We start from the raw sequence: 22,952 nt of genomic DNA, 5'->3' as shown, positions 1-22,952 counted from the left end.
TTATTATGTCAGAACAAAGCAATACAGAAATGGCTTTCCAGATCCAACGTATCTACACCAAAGATATCTCTTTTGAAGCACCGAACGCACCGCAAGTGTTTCAGCAGGAATGGCAGCCGGAAGTAAAACTGGATCTGGATACCGCTTCCAGTGAGTTGGCTCAAGGGGTTTATGAAGTTGTTCTGCGTGTGACTGTAACGGCGACTTTGGGAGAAGAGACGGCATTCCTGTGTGAAGTACAGCAAGGGGGTATCTTTTCTATTGAAGGTATCGAAGGAACTCAGCTGGCTCACTGCTTGGGTGCATACTGTCCGAATATCCTGTTCCCATATGCTCGTGAATGCATCACTAACTTGGTTAGTCGTGGTACCTTCCCACAACTGAATCTGGCTCCAGTAAACTTTGATGCCCTGTTCATGAACTACCTGCAACAGCAGGCCGAACAGTCTCAGGGCGGTGAACAAACTGAACAGGAAGCTTAATGAATAGTACTGTTTCTATGACAGTGATCGGTGCCGGTTCATACGGCACCTCATTAGCCATTACGCTGGCTCGTAATGGCCATAATGTTGTACTTTGGGGGCACAACCCAGAACATATCCGGGCATTGCAACAGGCGCGTTGTAATCAGGCATTTCTGCCGGATGTTTCCTTTCCTGATAGTTTATTGCTTGAAACAGACCTGATAAAAGCATTAACAGCAAGCCGTAACATTCTTATTGTGATACCGAGCCATGTGTTTGGTGAGGTATTAAAGCAGGTAAAACCTCATCTACGGTCTGATTCACGTATCGTCTGGGCAACTAAAGGTCTGGAAGCGGATACCGGTCGGTTATTACAAGATGTGGCCCGTGAGATATTGGGCAATGAAATACCGCTAGCGGTGCTTTCTGGCCCAACATTTGCTAAAGAATTAGCGGCTGGTTTACCCACTGCGATTGCTATTTCCGCGACGGAATCTGCTTTTAGCGACGAACTCCAACAATTATTCCACTGTGGCAAAAGTTTTCGGGTTTATAAAAATACTGATTTTATTGGCGTTCAACTTGGTGGTGCCGTAAAAAACGTGATTGCCATTGGCGCGGGGATATCTGATGGTATGGGTTTCGGTGCTAATGCTCGTACTGCCTTGATTACGCGTGGATTGGCGGAAATGAGTCGCCTTGGTATAGCGCTTGGCGCTGATCCTTCTACCTTTATGGGCATGGCGGGATTGGGCGATTTGGTCTTAACTTGTACTGATAACCAATCACGCAACCGTCGCTTTGGCATGATGCTGGGGCAGGGAATTAGCGTTGAAGAAGCCCAGGATCAGATTGGACAGGTTGTTGAAGGTTATCGCAATACCAAAGAAGTACGTGCGTTGGCTAATCGTGCCAATGTCGAAATGCCGATTGCAGAACAAATTTATCAGATACTCTATTGCAATAAAAATGTGAAAGAAGCTGCTCAGGCATTATTAGGAAGAGCCAGAAAGGATGAGAGCGATGATGTGCGCTCTTAAATAAAAATCTAATGAAATAGGTTCTAAATGTGAGAGTAAAAAATATGTCGCTAGAAGAATTGGACGAAGTTTGGAAGAACATAAAAACAGAAGCGAGAGCACTGGCTGAATGTGAACCGATGTTGGCCAGTTTCTTTCATGCAACATTACTCAAGCATGAAAATCTGGGCAGTGCCTTAAGTTATATGCTGGCTAATAAGCTGGCTACGCCGATTATGCCGGCTATTGCTGTTAGAGAGATTGTAGAAGAGGCTTATCGTTCAGATCAGAAGATGATTGTCTCTGCTGCCCGCGACATCATAGCAGTACGTCTACGTGATCCTGCTGTAGATAAATACTCAACTCCTCTGCTGTACCTCAAGGGATTTCATGCTCTACAAGCCTATCGCATTGCCCACTGGATTTGGGGAGAAGGGCGTAAGGCATTGGCTATTTATCTGCAAAACCAAATCTCGATGTCTTTTGGCGTTGATATTCACCCGGCGGCAAAGATTGGTTGTGGCATTATGCTTGACCATGCTACAGGCATAGTGATTGGTGAAACGGCAGTAGTGGAAAATGACGTTTCTATCCTGCAATCCGTCACTCTTGGTGGTACTGGTAAAACAGGGGGTGATCGTCATCCGAAAGTTAGGGAAGGGGTGATGATTGGCGCAGGTTCGAAAATATTGGGTAATATCGAAATTGGCCGAGGGGCGAAAATTGGCGCAGGTTCGGTTGTATTGCGCTCTGTTCCACCACACACAACAGCCGCTGGGGTGCCTGCCCGTATCGTCGGTAAACCTGAAAGTGAAAAGCCATCATTGGATATGAACCAACACTTTAATGGTATCAACAATGGCTTTGAGTATGGTGATGGAATTTGACTTTTCGAAATATAGATATTAGTAATCATTATCATATTTTCACATATTAAATGTGGAAATATGATTTTGTATGCTTAAATTATTTCCTTGCTACACCTATTATAATATAGTGCCAATGTTTAGGAACGACTTTATTTAGAATTTTATTATCTAACACCCCTAAAAATCTTCTTTGAAACTCATTCCTGCCAAACGTAGCAATGAAGCCTAACGTTGTATAATCAACATTTGAAAATGCTGATAGATAATCTGTCATTTCCCTGGCGGTAATATAGCCCCAGGTATTTCCCCAGTTAACATAATTTTTCCTGAGAAATTTATGTAATGGTGATGCAACCAGATTTTCTGCAAACCAAAGCTCACCGCCTTCTTTTAATGAATGAAAGATCTGATTAATAGCTTCTTTTTGTGCTATTTTATTGAAATTATAACCGACAGCACCTAATACTGACTTAAACATAACAATATCGAAATGGTTCTTATATTTGATATCCGATGCGTTTAATTTATCATATTGAATACTCTTTTCTATATGATAACGTTCATGTTTCTCCAGTGCTTTTGGCGTGGGGCCATCTAAATCAGTACATAAGACATTTGCTCCATTTAATGCTGCCCATAATGATAGCCCACCATCTCTACTACCTAACTCTAGAATATTAGCTGATTTTAAGTCTAATCCAGAATGATCTTGCCAATATTTTAAGGAATAACTCCAGTTATATATGTCCCATTCTATGACATCATGGAGAAATTCTTTTGAACTTTTTGCTTTCATAGCGTAACCAATATATATCAATGAAAATGAGTTACCTTAATGCTAACTTTATTAAATTATTATGATCTAAATAGTCGATCACTTGAGGGAAGCAACCCCGATTAAGTTATATGAATCGATTTTCAAAGAGAAAAAATTCCTCAATAGGGTTAAGTTATACTAATCATAGCACCTACGTCCTGTGATAAATGATGATTTAGCGCAAAAACTTGTTCAGAAAACCCAGGAGAAAAACTATGTCCTTGATGTCTTACTGCTTTCCTAACGATACATCATGGTCATTCTGCCACTTACATCGTCAAAGCCTGTTGTACTCTGTCCATCTTCTGTCGGATGTGATATTGGAATATTGAGCTGATAACTATCATGGTCGTACCATGCTTTATCTATCTGAGGAACATGACGAAAAGGGTTGTTTGGTTCTCACCGTGGGTCTGGTGCAGAGAGGTTCCTATACTGAATTTCTGTGACCCACGCAAAGAGGAAAAAATTGCCGTGATATAGTCAATAACACGTTGAACCATTACAGAAGTGTGTAGCGATTATTGGCACACTATTTTCTAATGATAGCGCCCTGATAATCTAATTGCCGCCAAGCTTCAAAAACAACAACGGCAACTGAATTGGAAAGATTCATACTGCGACTGTTTGCTAGCATTGGGATACGAATTTTTTGTTGTGGTGGCATATTATCCAATACATAAGGTGGTAACCCTCGGGTTTCCGGCCCAAACATTAAATAATCCCCTGCTTGATAACTTACAGCACTATGTGCCGGAGTTCCTTTTGTTGTGAGAGCAAACAAACGAGCAGAAGACACTCCTGTTAATCCTTCATTCTCTAAAAAAGTAAAATAATCATGATGTTGTTTAACATTGGCGAACTCATGATAATCCAGCCCGGCTCGACGTAGCCTTTTATCATCCCAGGTAAACCCCAGAGGCTGAATCAGATGCAATTGAAATCCGGTGTTAGCACAAAGACGAATAATATTACCGGTATTAGGTGGGATTTCAGGTTCAAATAAGACGATATTTAGCATAATGCCCCCTAGAAACAAGGGGCACAGGTTAGCAGAAATCAGGAAGGGATGCAGGGGGATCTTCATCGATATTCCTATTTATCTGTTGGAAGATCTTTCCTTGTTGGGGGGATCGATTGATTGTCAGTAAACTTAAAAGTGAAAAAACATCACTGGATATAATCTAACATACTAAATTCTTTAGAGATTCTCTGGATTATTTTTTTGCCACTCCGATTATAATATAGTGCCAATGTTTAGGAACGACCTTATTTAGAACTTTATTATCTAAAATCCCTAAAAATTTTCTTTGAGATTCATTCCTGCCAAACGTAGCAAGGAAACCTAAAGTTGTATAATTAACATTTGAAAATGCTGATAGATACTCGGTCATTTCGTTGACAGTAACATAGCCCCAAGCATTTCCCCAATTAACATAATTTTTTCTGAGAAATTTATGCAATGGTGATGCAACCAAATTTTCTGCAAACCAAAATTCACCCCCTTCTTTCAATGAATGGAAAATCTGATTAATCGCCTTTTTTTGTGCTGACTTATTTGAATTATAACCAATACCACCTAATACTGATTTAAACATAACAATATCAAAGTGGTTTCTATATTTAATATCTAATGCACTTAATTTACCATATCGAATTCTATTTTCTATATTATAACGCTTATGTTTCTCCTGCGCTTTTGAAGTAGGGCCATTTAAATCCGTACATAAAACATTACCTCCATTTAATGCTGCCCACAGTGATAATCCACCATTTCGGCTTCCTAGTTCTAGAATATTAGCTGACTTTAATTCTAGGCTAGAATAGTCCTGCCAATATTCTAAAGCATGACTCCAATTACATATATCCCACTCTATTACATCATTGAGTAGCTCTCTTGAGTTTTCTGTTTTCATAAAAAAATGACCAATAAACTAATTATTTTGATAATACTTTTATAGTGAATTATTAAGATCTAGTGATACATTATTTTTTGATGACGGTATTCTAGCAAAAGATTACCGGAGGGCTTGCTTAGCAAGAATTTCAGATAGATAGGCTGTGCTCATCGATGCTTTTGTTTCAATCTTCTGCTTAAATATTTTAGGGTTATTCAGTACATCCACTGCAATATGTTTTATCCGAGATGACAATTTCCCTGAGTTACTGAGCTGAATTGGGAGCGCCTGACGGTTTTTCCATCTGTGGCACCCCCTGAGCTTTTCGTCAGTTCACGGCAAAATCCATCCATTCATGAAACACTTTTGAAGCCGCCTGACACTGATATAGCTAACATATGGGCTACGGTGTTATGAGTTAAAATACCCTGTTCAAATTCACTGTATTGCTTTAACTTCGATGCTCAACCCCACAATCATCAATTTCTTCCCAGCTTTTGGCACCAGCAATAACGTCACAATTGTTAACAACAGAATATCTGTCAGCTTATAATTATTTGCTGATCTGACTAGGATTATGAGTAACCGAGTGGTTGCTAAATCAATCGTAAAAAGACTTTTAGCGTTTCTCCTCTGAATGGAAACCATGAGGGTTATTCTTCTGCCAATTCCAACTATCACGCATCATATCGTCAATATTGCGCGTTGCTTGCCAGCCAAGGATATTCCGAGCTCTGGATGGATCAGACCAACACTCAGCAATATCCCCAAGACGTCTATCTGTAATTTTATATGGAATATCTTTACTTGATGCCTTTTCAAAAGAATGAAGTAGTTCAAGTACAGAATAACCAGCACCTGTTCCCAAATTAAAAACTTCATAGGATTGCTGTTTATCCAGATAGTCAATGGCGGCAATATGGCCTTCAGCCAAATCCATCACATGAATATAGTCACGAACACCGGTACCATCTTTGGTTGGATAATCGTTGCCATACACGGATAAACATTCCAGACGACCAATGGCAACCTGAGTGATATAAGGTAATAGATTATTGGGAATACCATTAGGGTCTTCACCAATCATACCTGATGGGTGTGCACCAACAGGGTTGAAATATCTTAAACTGGTGATTTTGAAACTTGGCTCGGCTGCGGCAAAATCTTTCAGAATCTGCTCGACCATCAGCTTGGAGGTGCCATAAGGGTTGGTGGTACTACCTACTTTAGCATTTTCCGTGAGTGGTACAAATTCAGGATCGCCATAAACAGTTGCAGATGAACTGAAAATCAGTTGATGTACGCCGTTGGCATGCATAGCCTGCAATAGAACTAGAGTACCAGTAACATTGTTCTGATAATATTCAAGTGGCTTTCTGGTGGATTCACCAACCGCTTTTAATCCAGCAAAATGAATTACAGATTTTATTTTGTTTTCTTGGAAGATTTGATTCAGTAAATCTAAATCAAGAATATCACCTTGATAAAATTTCACTGATTTGCCAGTAAGTTTTTCAACTCGGAGAAGAGATTCTGGTGATGAGTTACACAGATTATCAATAGCAACAACATCAGCTCCTTTTTCCAGAAGCGCTAATACTGTGTGTGAACCGATATAGCCGGCTCCGCCGGTGATTAAGATTGACATAAGTAGGATAAAAGATTAGGAGTAAATTTTTAGGTACCTGTTTATAGCACTTTCTATGTTAAAAATCTTCATTTGTAAATTTTTTCTTTTCTACTCTCATATTTTTCTTTATTTCAGGATTTAGGATGGCACTGTTGCAAATAGCGCTAAGATCTGAGCAATACTCACGCTGCATACTGATTTTTAGGGAAAGCACTGAAAGGGTTACGAGAACATGAAGTGCCCAATATTCATTCTCAATACTGATAAGGCTTTCATCTATGGTAAAGCGCTCAATCGACTGAAATATGAAAGGAAATATCCTGTGCATACGTTGAAAACAGCCTATGCAATGAGGTGATGCGGGCATTACGCAGGGGTTTAACCATCTTTATAGGCGAAGTCCGTCTGACGAATCAGGTATTTGGTCTTTAAAAGTGAATTTCCCCAATAATGTGTAATCGATCATCCTGTTTGTAACAGTGCCGCTAGAAAGCTCCTTAGGTGGTTATACACTAAAAGCAATATGTGCTACGTGCTCTTTGAATTCTACTTTTACCCTCTATGAAAAATGGGAAGATTACTGAATCAAATTGGTTTGATTAAATGACGTTCGTGATCTTACCTTGATACTCGTTTATCTGTTTCAGGAAGCAGATTTAATACCAGATTATTTATTTTAATCAACTGCCTTCATTCTGTGATTTAATACCAATAAAGGCATAAAAAATAAATTTTAAATTCACTATTTTTTTTCATATAGTTTTAACCATTGAAGAGATATTTTTTCTATAGAAAAATTATTTTTGATATGATTCCTTGCTTCTAATCCTAGTTGGTACTTTTTATCTTTGTTTATTTCTATACTTTTTTCCATAGCGTCGGCTAATCTTTTTGAATCTTGTATTGGCACTAAGGAACCATATTTATTAAGAACAAATTTTACCCCGCCGCAATTGGTTGCAACGATATATCGTTGACAAGCCATAGCTTCTGCTATAACTAACGGACATCCTTCATATTTAGAAGATAAAACAAATGTATCACAAGCACTCATTAAGGCTGGAATATCATTTCTAGCACCTAAAAAGTGTACGTTTTTTATTATATTAAGTTTGGTTGCTAGTCTTATGAGTTTATCAATAAGTGGGCCATTACCTGCAATAATTAAATATGATAATGGTTTTCTTTCTAAAAGAATTGAAAATGCATATAGTAAGTTTGGATAGTCTTTGGGGTCATGTAATCGACCAACAGATAAAAATAATTGTATATTATCAGGGATATCTAACTCTCTCCGTATATTTCTTCTTGATTCCTCTGAAAAAAAGAACTTATTAGTATTAATTCCATTAGAGACACTAATAATTTGGTTTTCCTTCATTGCCTTTTTCTTTATAAAAGAATCTACAGCAGCTTGGCTAACATTTGTATTTAGATCTGAGAGCCAATTAGTTATACGGTATATAAACATTCTAAGTGAGCCCCCTTCATTTGTACTGTGAGCAGTACATATTAATTGGGGGAATTTAGTAAGTAAGCGCATGCATCTTGAAAATATGTTTGCATGAAACATGTGTGAGTGTAATACATCTATATCTTCTTTTTTTATTATTTTTTTAACTTTCCATAGGGCGTGTATAAATCCCCAAGGCGTTTTTTTCATTCTTATTTCATAAATAAATATTTTATCAGAAATTGGTTTAGTAATTGTAGGGCCTGTTAGAGAGATAATTATTATTGATTGGTTATTCACTAGAAATGTATCAGCGAGATCGCAGAGTTGTTTTTCTGCTCCCCCCATACCAAGCCCTGTTGTAATTAAAGCAATTTTCATTATTACCTCTAATATTTATAAGATTGTCATTATTAAGTTGTTATAAGGCACCCAACAACATTGAGCCCAAGGAGAATAAAATAACCAAGTATATAATATTATGCTATTTAATATTGCTAATGTTAATACGAAAAATAATCTTTGATTAGGTTTTAGTAAATCTGAAAAAACGGATAACACAAGCACATCAAAAATAATAAAATATAAACCAAATCTATCAACTAAAGTGGAGAAAAATATACCGATAATTAATGATGATATTATCAATATTGCCATCATATCTAGAATTCTTATTGATATTTTTATTTTGTTTTTAAATGGTTTTCTATATATAAAATAAAGAGCACATGGGAACATGTGTATCAAGGTTCGTATAGTACTTCCTGATGAACTTAATTCTCCAGATAAATATATATTTTGAGGTGATATTAAATAAAATGAAATAGTTATAAATATTGATAGAATTATGACATAAAATAGAAAAAATAAAGTGGAATTTGATTTTTTTAAATATATAAAAGGTAATAATATCAATAGCATAATTGCTGATTTGTGAAAAAGAATACTTAATAATATAAAAAACAAAAAATGTATTTTTTGATTATTTTTTAATAAGGAGTTAAAGGCAAATAATGAAAATGCAATGGCAACTGATTGCCTGGTGTATCCCATTGATACTGCTAATATTGTATAAGGATACAATATTAGAGCAGGTAGCCAGATGCTTTTGAAGTTTTTTGAGAAAAAGTAAACTGATAAGCAAAAGATAGATGCACATATGAAGTTTACAAAATAAACACCCCCTAGTCCGAATGCTTCGGACGTATAATTCAATATGCTATATAGAGGGTCTGATACAAATAGAGCTTCTCTAAATGGTAATTGAACAATTTTTTTGTACATGTTTAGATAGTTGAACCAATCTACACCTATTTCCTGGCGTAATCCTATAAAAAAAGTAAGAAATAGAGAAAAGATAAGTAAGTCTCTTTTGTTTTTAGAGAAAGAAAGATTTTTAATTATTATTAACATCCATATGTATGAATAAATTGCCATGTCTTACCTTGTTTGGGTTTTTATTAAATTAACTGGGCTGTTTTGTTTCTTAGAATAGATATGGTGTTTAACCCGGTGTCCTTTTACATGTGATTAAATTTATAAAATATTTATGTAATACAATGAATCGCATCATTCAAATCGGTAAAAATTATGCCTATTTGGACACCTTCTTAATATTAATAAACGGTAGATTCACATAATAAGTTCAACATCGTTAATCTGGAAGTAAACATGTCCGTGTTCCCTTAGATAATTCATTCGGAGTTTTCCTTCCCCGAATTTTTCGGGGACGATGCGATGATTTCGTGATCTGCAAACTCCAAATCATTATCGAATGTGATGGTCTTAACCATTTATTTTAACAAGAATAATACTTCCACTGCCGCTTTTGCTATCAAGCTTAACGATAATTGTATGCAGCGTTGTTCTATGGTCAACGAGTGTTAATAATACATTTTTCTATCTTTCCCTATTATCGTATTTCCTTCCCAGTCGACAATATGTTATTTTTTATCGATTAGTTATGGGGTTTCATCAATATTGACCCGACTTTTAATTTTCCCTCTTCTTTCATCGCGACCATAGCGTTTGCGATAGGGATTTTCTGGCAATTCGGAGATGTTGCTACAAATCACCCTCTCTATTTTATCTTTATAAATCAGTCCATAAATTGTCTCATGATGCAAAGATATCCCTTATGTTGTTTCAGGTAATCAGCCACCTGTTCAGGACTTAATTCTTTCTAAATTAACCGTTTTATCCATTTCTTTACTTCCGGTGTGATTTTAACAGCTTTCTTAGCAAAATGACGACAAGTCAAGATCTTCAAATGAGCATGTTCAGGGTAGTGTGTCTGGACTTCTTGATTTCTCTTCAATTCTCTGCAGATGGCAGACGGGCCTCGCTTAAGTGACTCAGCAATGAAAAGCTATGAGAAACCTGCTTTTTAAGCTGGAAATCGGGTATCTTTCTGTTTCGGTCAGTTGTGTATAGGCCATAGCGCGTTTTCCTTTGGCGAGAAAGATGCCTACTATAGCAACTGACCGCTCTTCTGAAAAATTGCACTTATTAGTCGAATCCGTCTGTAGTTAAAGCTTATTTTTTTATAGTATTCTCAATATTTTCATTAAGTTATAGTTAACTTTGTGACAATCATATTTTATTTTAGCAATATGATAACTTTCTTGCCCCATTTTCTCTATGAGATCGGGATTTTCTATGAAAAAAATCATTTTTTCAGCTAGGTCTTTTGCAGACCATGGGGAAACTAGAAAGCCATTTTTTCCTTCATGAACGGTTTCCTTGCATCCAGGTACATTAGTAGTAATTATAGGCCGACCAATAGCCATAGCTTCCTGAGTACTTCTTGGTATGCCCTCTCTGTAGTATGATGGTAATACAAAAACATCACTATTACTCAGCCATTCATTTACATTTGTTACAAATCCAGGATAATTTATTATTCCTGTATTCTTTAATTCTTCTAATTGCTCCAGTTTTATTCCTCCTGGATTTTCTGAATCGATTGCTCCTAATACATTAAACGTAGTTTCAGGGTATTTTATTTTTATTATTTTTGCTGCATTAATATACTCGAAAATACCTTTTTCTCTTAATAATCTGGCAATGAAAATAAAAGATATATTATTGTTTTTATTGATAGGAGTGTAAGGGTAGTCATTTAAATCTAAGCCGATTCCTCCTAGAATAAAAGTTTTAACATTGATATTATTTTTTTTGATTAAATCAGTTTCATCATCTTTATTTAATAGGATTAAGCCATTTATTCTAGGGAATGTTATTTTATAGAGTAATATCTGTATTCTTCTTAAGAATATTTTTTTCCAATCTTTACCTTCTTTTTGTGAGGTGAAGCAAAAGCCCAATCCTTCTAGCATAGCGAATATGTTAGGTATCTTAGCTAATTTGGCAGCCCATGAACCATATATAGAAGGCTTTGAAAAATAAGATAAAACTATATCTGGTTTAATATCTTTAATTTTATTTGATAATTTTATAGTATTTTTTATATCTGAGAAAGGGTTTAATCCCGAGCGGCTTAAAATATAATCAACAGGTGTGGCCCCTAGTTTTTTAATCTTATCTTTCTGTTTTTCATTATAATCTATAGCAAAACAAAATACTTCATGATTAGATTTTGACATTTCTTTTATTAATGTTTCCCTGAAATTAATCATAGAATCTGCTGTTGTTCCTATAAGTATTATTCTCATTTGACGCCTTATTTAATCCTGGTTTTAGATGGTTTTTTATTTATACTCAACTGAATGAAAATGTAGTATTTAAAATTTGAAAATTATCATCAACCTAGCAAGAAAATTTATTTAACTCTTATCGGGGAATGGACATAAAAACGATAGATAGAATTGTTGAATATGTCAGTTAGCAACATACAAAATAGGCAACATAACATATATAATATAAGGTTTATCCTTATTGAACAATAGATATTGTTTGAGTTTAGACTTATGACTCAGAAAAATCGATTTATCACCCCATATGGGGATTAAAACGCCTGAATTCTTGCTCGCTTAAAAAAAGTAAGTTAGACTCCTCAAGTTATAACATGTCGCTATCATTATTATGCCGAAATTATCATGTAATTGACCCACTGTACGCAGAAATATTTCTGTTCGTTTGGTAGAAGATGGCAAGACGTGTTTTCCACGTACCCAAATAGAAGCAATCAGGTGGTGTTGAAATCGGATAAAATCGAGTCTTCTTTTAGGTCAATTTATTCTTATTACTTCAAAGAACTTTAATATTCCTAATGTGTCAACATCAGCTGCATATTCTAGAGACTCAAATGAAATAGCAATATGAAACATTACTCCTAGATTGTAAATTTTATCGGGCTCGATCTATTTTACCAGTCTGATAATATTCGAACTCTCATTTGAATCAACCATAATATAAATTTATCTTTTTGTTTTTGCAAAAAGAATCAATACGTATTGTATTGAAAGATAATGCACGCTTGATTAGGCTGTTAACAGTGTATCCTTTTTCTAAAAGTAACTTTGTAAGATAAGAACCATCTTGAACGGTAATACCTACAATTAGTGTAATTTTTATGGCCTCACCTTAATACAATTAGCTTGTCCTAACTTTGTTTTAATTTTACATTGTCGCAACTTTGTTTTAATTTTATAAACTAGTTTGATAAAAAATGAAAATAAATTAAACTTTAATCTTTTAGAATCTATTACTATATAGTTTTCTGAAAAATTTAGAGTATGAATTCCATCTTTATAACTTCCAATTATAGGTTCAATTTTTTTTATTAACTCTTCCGAAAATTCACTTTCTCCTATTGAGCTAATTTTTTTTACAAAAATGGCACTGCCATAATTATGATCAAAACCTTCTTGAGTGAAAAAGAATATGCCATTTTGAGAATAAAGTGGTGACCCCGCTCCTCTTGCATATTGATTACATAGTTTTAGATTTGGGGAAATTTGTTTCCAATTATCAAACAAATCTGTACTCATATGAAGAATTATATTATTATCTAAGTCAGTAGAATATAAATAATATTTCCCATTTGAGCATATTATTGAGTTATCAGTTAATTTCATTCCAGAAACAAGTGTATGTACTTTTTTCCACTTATTAGGGAAATTTACACATTCAAATAAAGAGACTTCACTTAATTCATGGGATTCTGGTATTAAAAATAATTTGCCGTCATTTTCAAAACAAAACGGATAAGATAAGTGGCATTGGATATCGTTTAATCCCATTAGCGGTATATCGTCTAATTCTTTAAGATCATTATCTAGGACTCTGCATCTGATGTTTCCTTTAGAGTTTAATAATCCTAGTGATTCGTAGAAAATATATACTGAATCATTATGTTCTAAAACAAATGGGTCTGCTTGAACAGTATTATATTTTTTAAACCAAAAAATATCTGAATGCAATATACAATCAGCGATATTATTTTCATCAGATTGTTTTCTTTTAATTGTTCCTATATTCCACTCCTCTATATAGAATAATTTCTTTACTACTTTGTTAAATTTATCAAGCATATTATCATTTTCTCTAAATTTGTTATAATAATATTATTTTGTAAATAACTCTGGGATTTTTTATAATAGCTATTATCATTGATTTTTTACTTATCTAATAAATGATTCTTTGAAAAAATAGAAAATATATTCCTATTTTATTAGGCTTTGCGCACAACCAACATGGTTCGAAACCAAATTATAAGATTTTATTAACAAATAACTATCATGTGTATTGGAAAAAGCAGCTACAAGGGTTAGTGGTAAGCTCTGGCCGTCAAGCACCTAAATTAGGATGGTCTCTCACAGAGATCTAATTATTTTATGACTATTATAACTCGATATGGTGATGATGCCTGACACGTTTGCTAGCAGGTGGTAATTCCATATAATCATCTCCATACATTTTCGATAGATATAAATCAATTTTATTAGGGCATTTATATGGTTTTCCTTCGAACAAAATTTCTCTCAGTGGAAAAATATCATCATATTTAAAATAGGCTGTGGAAAAAGGCGTTTCAATACCGGTTCCAAGCAAGTATTTTTTTCTTCTTTTCGACATTATAGAAGATAGCTTACTTACAAGATAAAGAAGGATACTTTTACTAAATAACAATGAAAACGACTTCGAAATTATTTTTTTTCCTAATGTTAAATTCGAATATTTTGATTTAATTTTTACATTTATAAATTGGGCTAACAAACGCTCAAAAAACATTCTAATAAATTTATTTTCTGAGTATCGATCACAAGGAAAAATATCTAAGGATAGCCCATGATGTGATCGTTCATCATAATAAGAGTACGTAATTTCAATTTCCTCTATTATTTTTGTTCTATTTAATCTCACCTTACAAGGTATATTAAAATCAACATAGTATTGATCAGTAAAAGCTGTCTGCAAGAAAAAATGCTTCTTATTTATATCATTAGAGAAAACTTTCAAAAATTTATTAAAGGCAACTCTCTCCATATAAATATCAATATCATCATCCCAAGGGATAAATCCACCATGCCTTTTTGCGCCTAATAATGTCCCTGCACCTATCCAATAATCAATATTATTTTCTCTGCAAATTCTATCAACTTCCTTTAAAATCGATAACATACTTAATTGAGCTTCCCTTAATATAGTACTCATACTAATTACCTATTTATATAAGAAATAATAAAGTCGAATTAATAACATGCTCCAATCACATATAAGATATGTAATACATACAGTTATAGCTGTGATCGGGAAAACGCCAAAATAAAGGAACAACAACATTAAAATTTGTAACAATCCAGAAACAACCACACTAAAATTAGCAATTTTTGCTAGTCCCAAGGGCATAAGAGCAGGGTAACCGAAAAGCATACCAAAAATGCTTGCAATTATTATTAGCATGAAAATATCTAATACAGGCTTGGCGAGATCATACCCTTTACCGTATATAATCCTTATTATAGAGTCTCCCCAACACCATCCGATAGTCACTCCCAAAGTTATCAATAAGCCAAAAGCAATAACTATTTGATAAAATAATTTATAGTTTTTCGTTCTTACCATATAAGGGGTTAATGCTGTGAGTACGGGACCAAAAACTTGTATACCTGCTTTGTAAAGCTGTTCTGCTACACCATAAATTGCAACTTGAGATAAGCTTCCACCAAATGTTCCTAAAAATACACTACATCCAGATGAATAAAGAGAAACACAAGCTCGAGAAAAGAAGAATTCTAAACTATAAAAAAACTGCTTATAAATTAGTTTCTTTGATGTTATTGTTAAAGTTACTTTCCAGGATGCTAGTATAAGGAAACTGATTAATGTTATTACAAACGCTTGGAAAGCCAGAATCCATCCATAATATACATAATCATGTGGGCTGCGAATTATAAAATATACTCCCCCGAAACTAAGCAATCTTACAACAATAACAATTAAACTATATATATATATTTTTTCTAAGCCTTGAAAAATCCAATATGGATTAAAGGCATTAAAAAATACACATATCAATAACCCCATAACTAATTCTTTAGGAAAAGAATTTTTTGACGCAATTAATATAGTAAGAATAAATAAAATAGCGATTAAAGCAAGGCCAATTTTTATTATAGAAGTTTGATATAGAAATACTCCTAACCATTTTTTACTGTTCCGACCCTCTGCTATTTTTTTTGATATTGATAAATTAAATCCAAAATCAGTTATGATCATTGCCACTTGAGTCAAAGATAGCGAAAATATTATAATACCAAAGAAAACATCCCCTACAACTCGGCTTAGGTAGGGAAATTGCAATAATGGTACAATATAGCTAAATATCTGAGAAATAGCTAGTCCACTAATATTTCTTTTTAATGACATATTATTTAGAGAACCTCTCTTTATTCTCGTCTTCAATAAAATTGCTCTTATTAAATGTGAATATCACTTGAATTTTGAATTTAGGTTTATTGACTTAAGAAAACAGATTGATTAACCCATTTCGGGAGTAGGGTGGGATTCCATTTTATCTTTAATTTAACCAAAGATAAGTTGACTACGAAGTTCGCCTGGCCAAGTTGCTTTTCGGCGTTTGGCCGTCTGACTATCTTTACATACAGGTATCTTGTTTAATCATATTTATATAATCCGATTAAAGAGTACTATCTGTCTGTGCCGCACCATCTGGGTCTTTGAGTGGTAACGCATCTTCCCGAAAGGTTAACATCCAACACCCAATGCAACTCATTTTCAACCGCCTGGTATCTTCTTCTTATTTATTGCTTAATCGAATTGCAACTCACGAAATTCCTGAATAGATTTCCACTCCGAAACCTTACTCAATACCGCTGCGAAGACCAAAAAAATGACATCTATCAATTCATGTTTTTTGTTGATGTCAGAACGAGGGGGAGCTATTCCATTGATATAATTAAGAATACTCATTATCAAAATCACTTTTTTATGGAATAACGTGATCTTATCCGTGTTAATGAGAAAAAGTGCTATAAAAAGCCAGAATGTGATTTTTATTTAATCATAATAATCCTGCTAAAAATGTGAGGTTCAGCCCTATCCTTCAGATGGCGATTCACAGTACTTTCATAAATACGCAATGCTTGAGCAATCATCTGGACAGTCGCTTTCGGAAACCAAAAGGACGGCTTTGATGCAGTTGCGTACCAGTCCGTCGCGAGTTGTGTTACGCATCGATTCAAGGGACTGTTTTTGTGATGGGCGGACGGATGAATCTTGATAGTCGTCAGCATGATGAAATTTGAGTAATGAATCAAGCATCTTCAATGATAATTAGTATAGAAAAGAAATAGGTATGGAAATTTCATTAGGATATGGTGTAATAATATGCTTTGTTGTTTTATGAGGAAAAATTTTTTTTTGTAAGATGTATTCTAGAGTTATTTCTTTATTTATTATGAAGTCATTTCTCCATGAGGTAACTTGGACGTTATCGTTACTATAAGATAATAGTATAGAGGGAATTCGTTTTAGTCCTAATCGTTTTGCAACTTCATAACGGTGATGTCCATCCATAATAGCAAACGTGCTATATTCAAGAATAAGAGGAACTCTCCAAAATCCCTCTTGTTTTATTTTTTCTTCAAGCCAATTAACTCGTTCTACTATATGTTCTTCTGTTACTTGAATAATATCAATACTGATAAGTTCTAATCTATACACAGATAGAGTCCTTTCATTGTTTTATTTCTTTAAGACAATCAATTAGGTATTGGTTATCGTAGGAATTTCTTACAGCTAATCTAATATAATTTCCGTTATTAAAACCTTTTTTACCGGAGCAATCTTTAGCTAAGATATTATGCTCATTACATAAAGTTAAAATAATTTCAGATGATTTATTTTCCAATACTTCACATAAAATATAGTTAGCTTGAGATTTTATAGGGCGTAAGAAAGGTATTTGTGATAACTGTTCAAACAATATATTTCTTTCTTTAATAATATTATAGCAAGCTTGCTGATAGGTTTTTTCATATTTTCCGATTATTTGGAGAAAAAACTCGCCAAGTGAATTAATATTCCATACTGGGATGTCTTTTTTAATTCTATTTATTAAGTCGATATTGGATGATGCAATAATACCTAATCGAATTCCTGGTACTCCATAACTTTTACTGATGCTTTTTATTACAATAAGTCCTTCGTAGCTATTTAGTAATTCTTCTGAAAGAAGGCTGGATTGTAGGCCGTCTTCTGCAAAATCAACAAACGATTCATCCACAATAAATATTTTTTGTTCTTTTTTGAACCATTTAATGAGTTCTAGGACGTCTGAATGTGAAATATAATTACCAGATGGATTATCTGGATTAATTAATATAATACCCTCTGATTTTTGTGCTAATTTAATGATATCTTGTTTAGTGTATTGGAAGTTTTTATTGGAAATTTTCTCTAATACGACATTATTAAATCTAGTTGAGTATTCTTCAAAAGTAGGTATAAATAATCCTAATTTTATATCTAGTTCGTCAGCAAGTTTATCAATTAATTCAGCGGCACCATTGCCAACAGCAATTTGGTCTGGATTACATTTGAATAATTTAGCTGCAAGCAATGATTGTACATTAGCTCCTGAAGGATACTCTCTTATAAGAGTATTGAAAGAGTTTTTCATTTCACCAATGAAAGTGTTGTTTGGAAAGTAAGGATTCACTAAATAACAAAAATCAATGATGTCATTATAGCGCCAGTATCCACCATATCGCTTGTTGAGTAGATTTAACTTTTCATCTTTGGGTGAAAAAATAACTTCAGCGTTATCTAGATCTTGGATATCATCTATTTCATACCATTTCTCATTATTTAATGGTAGTGCTTTTAGCTCTTGAGTATCTAATAAAGTTATTACTCTTAACACTTGTTCATAGTATTCATTTTTACCTAATGCTTTTGAATAAGCTTCAAGAAATGGTACATATGTATTTGTAAGAAATTCTTTAGAGAATTTATATATGTTAACTGTTTTATAATATTTATCCGTTTTATTAAAATTAAAATCTTTTTTAGAAATAAAATTTACAATATCAAATTCATCATTTATTTCTACAACAGTACCATCCATCCATGGTTGATATTTATCTACAACGGCCAAGTTAGGGAATTTATTTGATAGCAGATTGCCTATTATTTTATCTTCATAGATTAGATCACTTTCTAATAATATTGTATCATCTTCAATAAGTTTATTTTTAGCTAAAAAAATAGAGTAAATATTATTTGTTTTATCATAAATATTATTATCTATATAAATTATTTCTATTCCTCTATAATTATTACCTAAAAAAGATTTTAGATTTTCTTTTTCATATCCAATAACTAAAATTATACGAGATATATTATATTGAGAAAGTATATTTAAACTTCTTTCGATAAGAGTAAGATTATGTACTTTTACCATGCATTTGGTTTTATCTCTGGTATATTTACCAAGTCTGTTGCCCATTCCGGCGGCTGGAATTAATACTTGCATATTTTATCCTAAAGTAGATTAATTATTTTCTAAATGATGTGTTGAGAAGGTTAAAATTTAAAATCCAAACCTATTTTTTTATTTTCCGATAATTGAAGTATTTTGTTTGCAATGAAAAGATCATGAATAGACAATCCTATATTGTAGCATATTATTTTTTCTTTATTATTTTTTCTTCCAAGATTAGGATTAAGTATAACATCTGTGACTTCGGTTGATTTATTTTTGAATTTATCAAAATATTTGAAACAAGCAACGTGAGAAAAGTCATCAACATAAACTTTATCAAAAAATAAGTCACAATTAGAAAAGCCTCTAGTATGTATTGGTATTACTACACAGCCTTCATTAAATACTTCATTTTTCACAATATCTTTATCGAAATATGTTACTGATGATATTATCACATCACTATTTATTATACACTCTTCGTAACTTTCACAGATCTCAAACATTACTTTGTTGTTTATAAAATGTTTTTTAGAAAATTCAATGAAATCTATATGTTGATTTTTATATTTTTTTATTTTTATAATTAGCTTTCTATTATCAATGATACTAGATAATACTTTTAATGTTGCTTTTGCTTGAACACCTAATCCGATAAATGAAATGATTTCGAAGTTTTTTTTTGCAAACAACATGATAGAGTGTACTGCAACTGCTCCGGTTCTCATTGCAGTAATAAAATTACCATCTAATATTGCTTGAATGGAACCATCTTTCATATTATAAAGTGATATTTGACTATCTATAGCTGGTAACCTACTCGGATAACGATTAACAACTTTAATACCAGCTATATTTATAGATGGTAGTAGCGATGGCATAAAATTATAAAATATATCTTCTTGAGGTTTTAAACTAATTTTTGCAGGGAGAATGGATAATCTTTTTTGTTTTATTGATTCAGAAACCCATTCATAAACAGCTTTAGGTGATATATTTAAAGAAATAATATCCTTATTTGATAATAATTTCATTTTAAAATTCTCTATATAAAATATTTATGTATGATATTAATAAATAAAGTAATTATAAACACCCTGATTTTGAAATCAGATCAAAGTTAATGCTTTTAAGTTCTTTCTATTAATTTATAGATTGTTAACAATGAGATATTTTCTAGTTTAAAACGGCATTATTGCAAATAGCACTAAGATCTGAAAGTTCAGTATGCCGAGTGACCATTTTCTATTGAGGTGCCAGTATGAATCTTTTCCATGGTCATCATTTGTGCAGTACGTTGGTACTGCAAATATGGAATTAGTTACCGTGAATTTAAGGAAATGTTGGCTTCAATGTAGATCATACCACGCTGTATTGTTGGGTTCAGCGGTATGCCCCTGAAATGGAAAAATGCTTACGGTGGTATTGATGATATCCCAAATACCAACATGCTTGGCAACTCGATGAAGCTTACGTGAAGATTGCCGGTATCTCTATCGGGCGATTGATAATCACGGTAATACCATTGATTTTTACCTCTCACCTCGATTCGACGCAATACTCATGCTGCATACTGATTTTTAGGGAAAGTACTGAAAGGGTTACGGGAACATGAAGTACCCAACATTCTCAATACCGATACTGATAAGGTTTTCATCTATGGTAAAGCGTTCAATCGATGTCTTGTGCATGTTCAGCAACGACAAATCAAATATTTGAATAACGGGATTGAATGTGATCACTGTAAACTGAAACGTATTATATCTTTTAACCCGATGCTGGGTTTTAAATCGCTGAAAACGGCCTATGCAACGCTCAAAGGGATTGAGGTGATGCGGGCATTACGCAAAGGTCAAGCCTCTCCGTGGTATTTTAACCATCCTTGATAGGCGAAGTCCGTTTGGCGAATCAGGTATTTGCTCTTTAAAAGTGAATTTCCCTAATAATGCGTAATCGATCATCCTGTTTGCAACAGTGCCTAAAATAATGCCTTTCATATTAATTTGATCAAATAATATATTGTTTTGAAGTCTGGGTTAATTTTACGAGAACCACTAAATGAAACTATTTAATTTGCTTAACATGTGGAAATTTTCTTGTATTCGTTATTTATAGAAATGAAAAACCTGAATCAACCTCTTAAGAATCATTAGATAAAGCTACCGCACTAGGTTTTTGGCTCCTAGAGTGCCTGTAATATTCGGTAATCTTATCTATTGCACTGATTCTCCAACACTTTTGTCTGTCTTAACAAAAAGTAATGGGGGATAAGATTTTGTAACTAGTTGGGAGGAGATTAGACTGTAAACTGATTTGGGTCAAGCTTAACAGCCAACTTGTTTAACTAATTGGTAGAATAGGGTTAGCTGAAATCTGTATTACTGCTCATGGAATAGTGGTTAGATTTTACCAACAACGTACTATGATTTATTATTTTTCAACATGTTACACGATGTTCCATTCGCTTTGGGATGTGGAAGTATTTCCGTGGTATCCATCCGATAGTAAAGCTTAATTGTGACATCATGCTTATTTAGCATTGTGATTGGTGGGATAACGATGTGCTTAATTCTGTTATCTGTAATTTTTAAAGGTATTATGGTAAATGTAATATAAATAGTGTTATCGAAGAAGTCAGAGAAGGGAAGGAGGTGATTAAGGTCGGTGTGAGAATACTTGGCAATATATTATTGATGGTCAGCAGAGTCTTAGTGGTTTTCTTTAACTATAACATTAAAGCGAGCCTAAACTTGCTACGAATAGAATCGCGCTCATTTAAGCGTCAAAATCAATTTTTTGATGTTAAGTGGGTTTACCGCAGTCAGGAATGAACCGGTAGAGACTCCTACACATAGGAGCACTAGTTTTATAGAGATAGGCTCATCTACCAGCAAACAAGCAAAAATCACTGCCCAGATAGCATAGGTGATGTTTAAACTCATAGCGCGGATGGGTTGAAGCATGCAGATTGCTTTGTAGTAGAAGAGGTACGATAGCGTGGCGACCAGAGAGGTGAAAAATAATAAAGAGTATAATTCTATATTTGAGAATATATTTACAATACCAGGGAAAGAGTGAATGAATAATATGATAATAACTAAATAGCCCACTGAGGATGATAATTGCCTGATGAAGTAAGCAATATCAGCAGGTATATCTTTGTTCATACCGTAAGAGCTGATAACAACTTCGGAACTCCAGCCTAGCGCGCATATAAAAGCGAAGAGAAAACCTATCCAGCCAGATATTGTCTGAGTTGATGCCGAATAACCTAATATCATAGTGCATACAACGGCCAGTATTAATCCCAATATGCCGATAAGGTGAATACGATCTTTAAGCAGGAAAAAAGAAATGAGCGCCCCAATAGCAGGGTAAGTTGCCGAAATAGTGGCTGTGTAGCTAATACCAATGTATTGTATAGCTAAAATATAACAAGACATGCCAATTGGGCCGCCAAATATAGCCGCTAGTATAATTATGCCATTTTTCTTGTTTTTGGGGATAAGGCGTATCGCTCGGTATTTTCCTTTAACTATAAGATATATAAACATATATCCGCATGAAATCGTATCATTTAGGAAAGCAATAATGATAGGAATAAGGAAATAAGAGGAAAGAGTGTTGCTTTTTAATAAAGTAGCTAAAAGAACACCAGTGAGTCCCCAAAAAACACCGGAGAATAGTCCATAGGCATTGGCTGTTACTTTACGGTTGATGAATATAGCCATTTGGGTACTGTTTCATAAGTTTATAGACTCATGCTAAGAGGCTGGTTTCATAATTTCCAGATGTTTAATCATTCTCCTTTGTTGAGGGAATAAATGAAGGAAGTATAATGCATATGATATATCTAATAATGAGGTTTTTGTTAGCTTGTTATTTTAATT

At 33.7% G+C, this 22,952-nt stretch carries 20 protein-coding genes and 3 pseudogenes; 4 read left to right on the top strand and 19 right to left on the bottom strand.

Annotated features, from left to right (window positions below; all coding sequences use genetic code 11):
• Positions 1–5: 5 nt before the first annotated feature.
• Genes secB through cysE form a run of 3 tightly spaced genes read left to right on the top strand, consistent with a single transcriptional unit; the run spans position 6 to position 2,370 of the window.
• Positions 6–482: a protein-export chaperone SecB gene (gene secB, locus EAE93_RS09745; protein WP_036811245.1), complete on the top strand. Its 477-nt coding sequence runs from the start codon at positions 6–8 to the stop codon at positions 480–482.
• Positions 482–1,504: an NAD(P)H-dependent glycerol-3-phosphate dehydrogenase gene (gene gpsA / locus EAE93_RS09740; RefSeq protein ID WP_040149767.1), complete on the top strand. Its 1,023-nt coding sequence runs from the start codon at positions 482–484 to the stop codon at positions 1,502–1,504. The genes secB and gpsA overlap by 1 nt, the downstream gene beginning before the upstream one ends.
• A 44-nt stretch (positions 1,505–1,548) precedes the next feature.
• Complete coding sequence (cysE, locus tag EAE93_RS09735) at positions 1,549–2,370, top strand: serine O-acetyltransferase (RefSeq protein ID WP_036811250.1); 822 nt, start codon at positions 1,549–1,551, stop codon at positions 2,368–2,370.
• Positions 2,371–2,449: 79 nt separating this feature from the next.
• On the opposite strand, the gene EAE93_RS09730 is transcribed toward cysE, so the two are convergent.
• The 18 genes and pseudogenes from EAE93_RS09730 to EAE93_RS09655 all read right to left on the bottom strand — a co-directional run bounded on the left by EAE93_RS09730 (position 2,450) and on the right by EAE93_RS09655 (position 20,096).
• Positions 2,450–3,148 carry a class I SAM-dependent methyltransferase gene (locus tag EAE93_RS09730; protein WP_214039579.1) on the bottom strand — a complete coding sequence of 233 codons (699 nt, stop codon included), beginning with the start codon at positions 3,146–3,148 and terminating at the stop codon, positions 2,450–2,452.
• Positions 3,149–3,701: 553 nt separating this feature from the next.
• Complete coding sequence (gene trmL, locus EAE93_RS09725; RefSeq protein ID WP_214039578.1) at positions 3,702–4,190, bottom strand: tRNA (uridine(34)/cytosine(34)/5-carboxymethylaminomethyluridine(34)-2'-O)-methyltransferase TrmL; 489 nt, start codon at positions 4,188–4,190, stop codon at positions 3,702–3,704.
• 196 nt (positions 4,191–4,386) lie between these two features.
• Complete coding sequence (locus EAE93_RS09720; RefSeq protein ID WP_214039577.1) at positions 4,387–5,085, bottom strand: class I SAM-dependent methyltransferase; 699 nt, start codon at positions 5,083–5,085, stop codon at positions 4,387–4,389.
• A 601-nt stretch (positions 5,086–5,686) separates the two neighbouring features.
• Positions 5,687–6,715, bottom strand: coding sequence for a UDP-glucose 4-epimerase GalE (gene galE, locus EAE93_RS09715; RefSeq protein WP_214039576.1), 1,029 nt, complete (start codon positions 6,713–6,715; stop codon positions 5,687–5,689).
• A gap of 724 nt (positions 6,716–7,439) precedes the next feature.
• Complete coding sequence (locus EAE93_RS09710) at positions 7,440–8,531, bottom strand: glycosyltransferase (protein WP_110091476.1); 1,092 nt, start codon at positions 8,529–8,531, stop codon at positions 7,440–7,442.
• A 15-nt stretch (positions 8,532–8,546) separates the two neighbouring features.
• On the bottom strand, positions 8,547–9,587 hold the full coding sequence (locus tag EAE93_RS09705) for an EpsG family protein (protein WP_110091477.1): 1,041 nt from the start codon (positions 9,585–9,587) through the stop codon (positions 8,547–8,549).
• 217 nt (positions 9,588–9,804) lie between these two features.
• A pseudogene (locus tag EAE93_RS09700) lies at positions 9,805–10,588 on the bottom strand (IS30 family transposase).
• Positions 10,589–10,693: 105 nt separating this feature from the next.
• Complete coding sequence (locus EAE93_RS09695) at positions 10,694–11,824, bottom strand: glycosyltransferase family 4 protein (RefSeq protein ID WP_110091478.1); 1,131 nt, start codon at positions 11,822–11,824, stop codon at positions 10,694–10,696.
• A gap of 516 nt (positions 11,825–12,340) precedes the next feature.
• The gene (locus EAE93_RS25060) at positions 12,341–12,439 is read right to left on the bottom strand and encodes a hypothetical protein (RefSeq protein ID WP_269468831.1); all 99 of its coding nucleotides are present in this window, start codon (positions 12,437–12,439) and stop codon (positions 12,341–12,343) included.
• Between the two features lie 73 nt (positions 12,440–12,512).
• Positions 12,513–12,662 (bottom strand): GDP-mannose 4,6-dehydratase, encoded by a 150-nt coding sequence (locus EAE93_RS25055; protein WP_258152052.1) that lies wholly within the window; start codon positions 12,660–12,662, stop codon positions 12,513–12,515.
• A gap of 20 nt (positions 12,663–12,682) precedes the next feature.
• Entirely contained in the window at positions 12,683–13,645 is a 963-nt protein-coding gene (locus EAE93_RS09685) for a glucosamine inositolphosphorylceramide transferase family protein (RefSeq protein WP_105397481.1), read from the bottom strand.
• Positions 13,646–13,955: 310 nt separating this feature from the next.
• Positions 13,956–14,768 (bottom strand): LicD family protein, encoded by an 813-nt coding sequence (locus EAE93_RS09680; RefSeq protein ID WP_105397482.1) that lies wholly within the window; start codon positions 14,766–14,768, stop codon positions 13,956–13,958.
• A 9-nt stretch (positions 14,769–14,777) separates the two neighbouring features.
• Positions 14,778–15,983: an oligosaccharide flippase family protein gene (locus tag EAE93_RS09675; RefSeq protein ID WP_105397483.1), complete on the bottom strand. Its 1,206-nt coding sequence runs from the start codon at positions 15,981–15,983 to the stop codon at positions 14,778–14,780.
• Positions 15,984–16,139: 156 nt separating this feature from the next.
• Positions 16,140–16,372, bottom strand: a pseudogene (locus EAE93_RS24485) (transposase); the annotation flags it as partial.
• A gap of 13 nt (positions 16,373–16,385) precedes the next feature.
• Positions 16,386–16,547 (bottom strand): transposase family protein, encoded by a 162-nt coding sequence (locus EAE93_RS09670; protein WP_146110569.1) that lies wholly within the window; start codon positions 16,545–16,547, stop codon positions 16,386–16,388.
• A gap of 363 nt (positions 16,548–16,910) precedes the next feature.
• On the bottom strand, positions 16,911–17,300 hold the full coding sequence (locus tag EAE93_RS09665) for a ParB N-terminal domain-containing protein (protein ID WP_105397484.1): 390 nt from the start codon (positions 17,298–17,300) through the stop codon (positions 16,911–16,913).
• A gap of 13 nt (positions 17,301–17,313) precedes the next feature.
• Positions 17,314–19,113, bottom strand: coding sequence for an aminotransferase class I/II-fold pyridoxal phosphate-dependent enzyme (locus tag EAE93_RS09660; protein WP_105397485.1), 1,800 nt, complete (start codon positions 19,111–19,113; stop codon positions 17,314–17,316).
• Between the two features lie 50 nt (positions 19,114–19,163).
• Complete coding sequence (locus EAE93_RS09655) at positions 19,164–20,096, bottom strand: ornithine cyclodeaminase (protein ID WP_105397486.1); 933 nt, start codon at positions 20,094–20,096, stop codon at positions 19,164–19,166.
• Positions 20,097–20,336: 240 nt separating this feature from the next.
• On the opposite strand from EAE93_RS09655, the pseudogene EAE93_RS09650 reads away from it, so the two are divergent.
• Positions 20,337–20,989 (top strand): annotated as a pseudogene (locus EAE93_RS09650) (IS6 family transposase).
• A gap of 844 nt (positions 20,990–21,833) precedes the next feature.
• On the opposite strand, the gene EAE93_RS09645 reads toward EAE93_RS09650, so the two are convergent.
• Positions 21,834–22,793, bottom strand: coding sequence for a DMT family transporter (locus EAE93_RS09645; protein ID WP_214039575.1), 960 nt, complete (start codon positions 22,791–22,793; stop codon positions 21,834–21,836).
• Between the last annotated feature and the right edge of the window lie 159 nt (positions 22,794–22,952).

It is taken from the genome of Photorhabdus akhurstii (assembly GCF_018448925.1).
In the GTDB taxonomy this organism is placed as follows: Bacteria; Pseudomonadota; Gammaproteobacteria; order Enterobacterales; family Enterobacteriaceae; genus Photorhabdus; species Photorhabdus akhurstii.
Note: the sequence above shows the minus strand (reverse complement) of the source record. Positions and strands in the feature narration are given on the sequence as shown.

Coding starts and splice junctions, on each gene's coding strand:
- secB (WP_036811245.1), top strand. CDS start 6: ATGTCAGAACAAAGCAATACAGAAATGGCTTTCCAGATCCAACGTATC.
- gpsA (WP_040149767.1), top strand. CDS start 482: ATGAATAGTACTGTTTCTATGACAGTGATCGGTGCCGGTTCATACGGC.
- cysE (WP_036811250.1), top strand. CDS start 1,549: ATGTCGCTAGAAGAATTGGACGAAGTTTGGAAGAACATAAAAACAGAA.
- EAE93_RS09730 (WP_214039579.1), bottom strand. CDS start 3,148: ATGAAAGCAAAAAGTTCAAAAGAATTTCTCCATGATGTCATAGAATGG.
- trmL (WP_214039578.1), bottom strand. CDS start 4,190: ATGCTAAATATCGTCTTATTTGAACCTGAAATCCCACCTAATACCGGT.
- EAE93_RS09720 (WP_214039577.1), bottom strand. CDS start 5,085: ATGAAAACAGAAAACTCAAGAGAGCTACTCAATGATGTAATAGAGTGG.
- galE (WP_214039576.1), bottom strand. CDS start 6,715: ATGTCAATCTTAATCACCGGCGGAGCCGGCTATATCGGTTCACACACA.
- EAE93_RS09710 (WP_110091476.1), bottom strand. CDS start 8,531: ATGAAAATTGCTTTAATTACAACAGGGCTTGGTATGGGGGGAGCAGAA.
- EAE93_RS09705 (WP_110091477.1), bottom strand. CDS start 9,587: ATGGCAATTTATTCATACATATGGATGTTAATAATAATTAAAAATCTT.
- EAE93_RS09695 (WP_110091478.1), bottom strand. CDS start 11,824: ATGAGAATAATACTTATAGGAACAACAGCAGATTCTATGATTAATTTC.
- EAE93_RS25060 (WP_269468831.1), bottom strand. CDS start 12,439: ATGTTTCATATTGCTATTTCATTTGAGTCTCTAGAATATGCAGCTGAT.
- EAE93_RS09685 (WP_105397481.1), bottom strand. CDS start 13,645: ATGCTTGATAAATTTAACAAAGTAGTAAAGAAATTATTCTATATAGAG.
- EAE93_RS09680 (WP_105397482.1), bottom strand. CDS start 14,768: ATGAGTACTATATTAAGGGAAGCTCAATTAAGTATGTTATCGATTTTA.
- EAE93_RS09675 (WP_105397483.1), bottom strand. CDS start 15,983: ATGTCATTAAAAAGAAATATTAGTGGACTAGCTATTTCTCAGATATTT.
- EAE93_RS09670 (WP_146110569.1), bottom strand. CDS start 16,547: ATGAGTATTCTTAATTATATCAATGGAATAGCTCCCCCTCGTTCTGAC.
- EAE93_RS09660 (WP_105397485.1), bottom strand. CDS start 19,113: ATGCAAGTATTAATTCCAGCCGCCGGAATGGGCAACAGACTTGGTAAA.
- EAE93_RS09655 (WP_105397486.1), bottom strand. CDS start 20,096: ATGAAATTATTATCAAATAAGGATATTATTTCTTTAAATATATCACCT.
- EAE93_RS09645 (WP_214039575.1), bottom strand. CDS start 22,793: ATGGCTATATTCATCAACCGTAAAGTAACAGCCAATGCCTATGGACTA.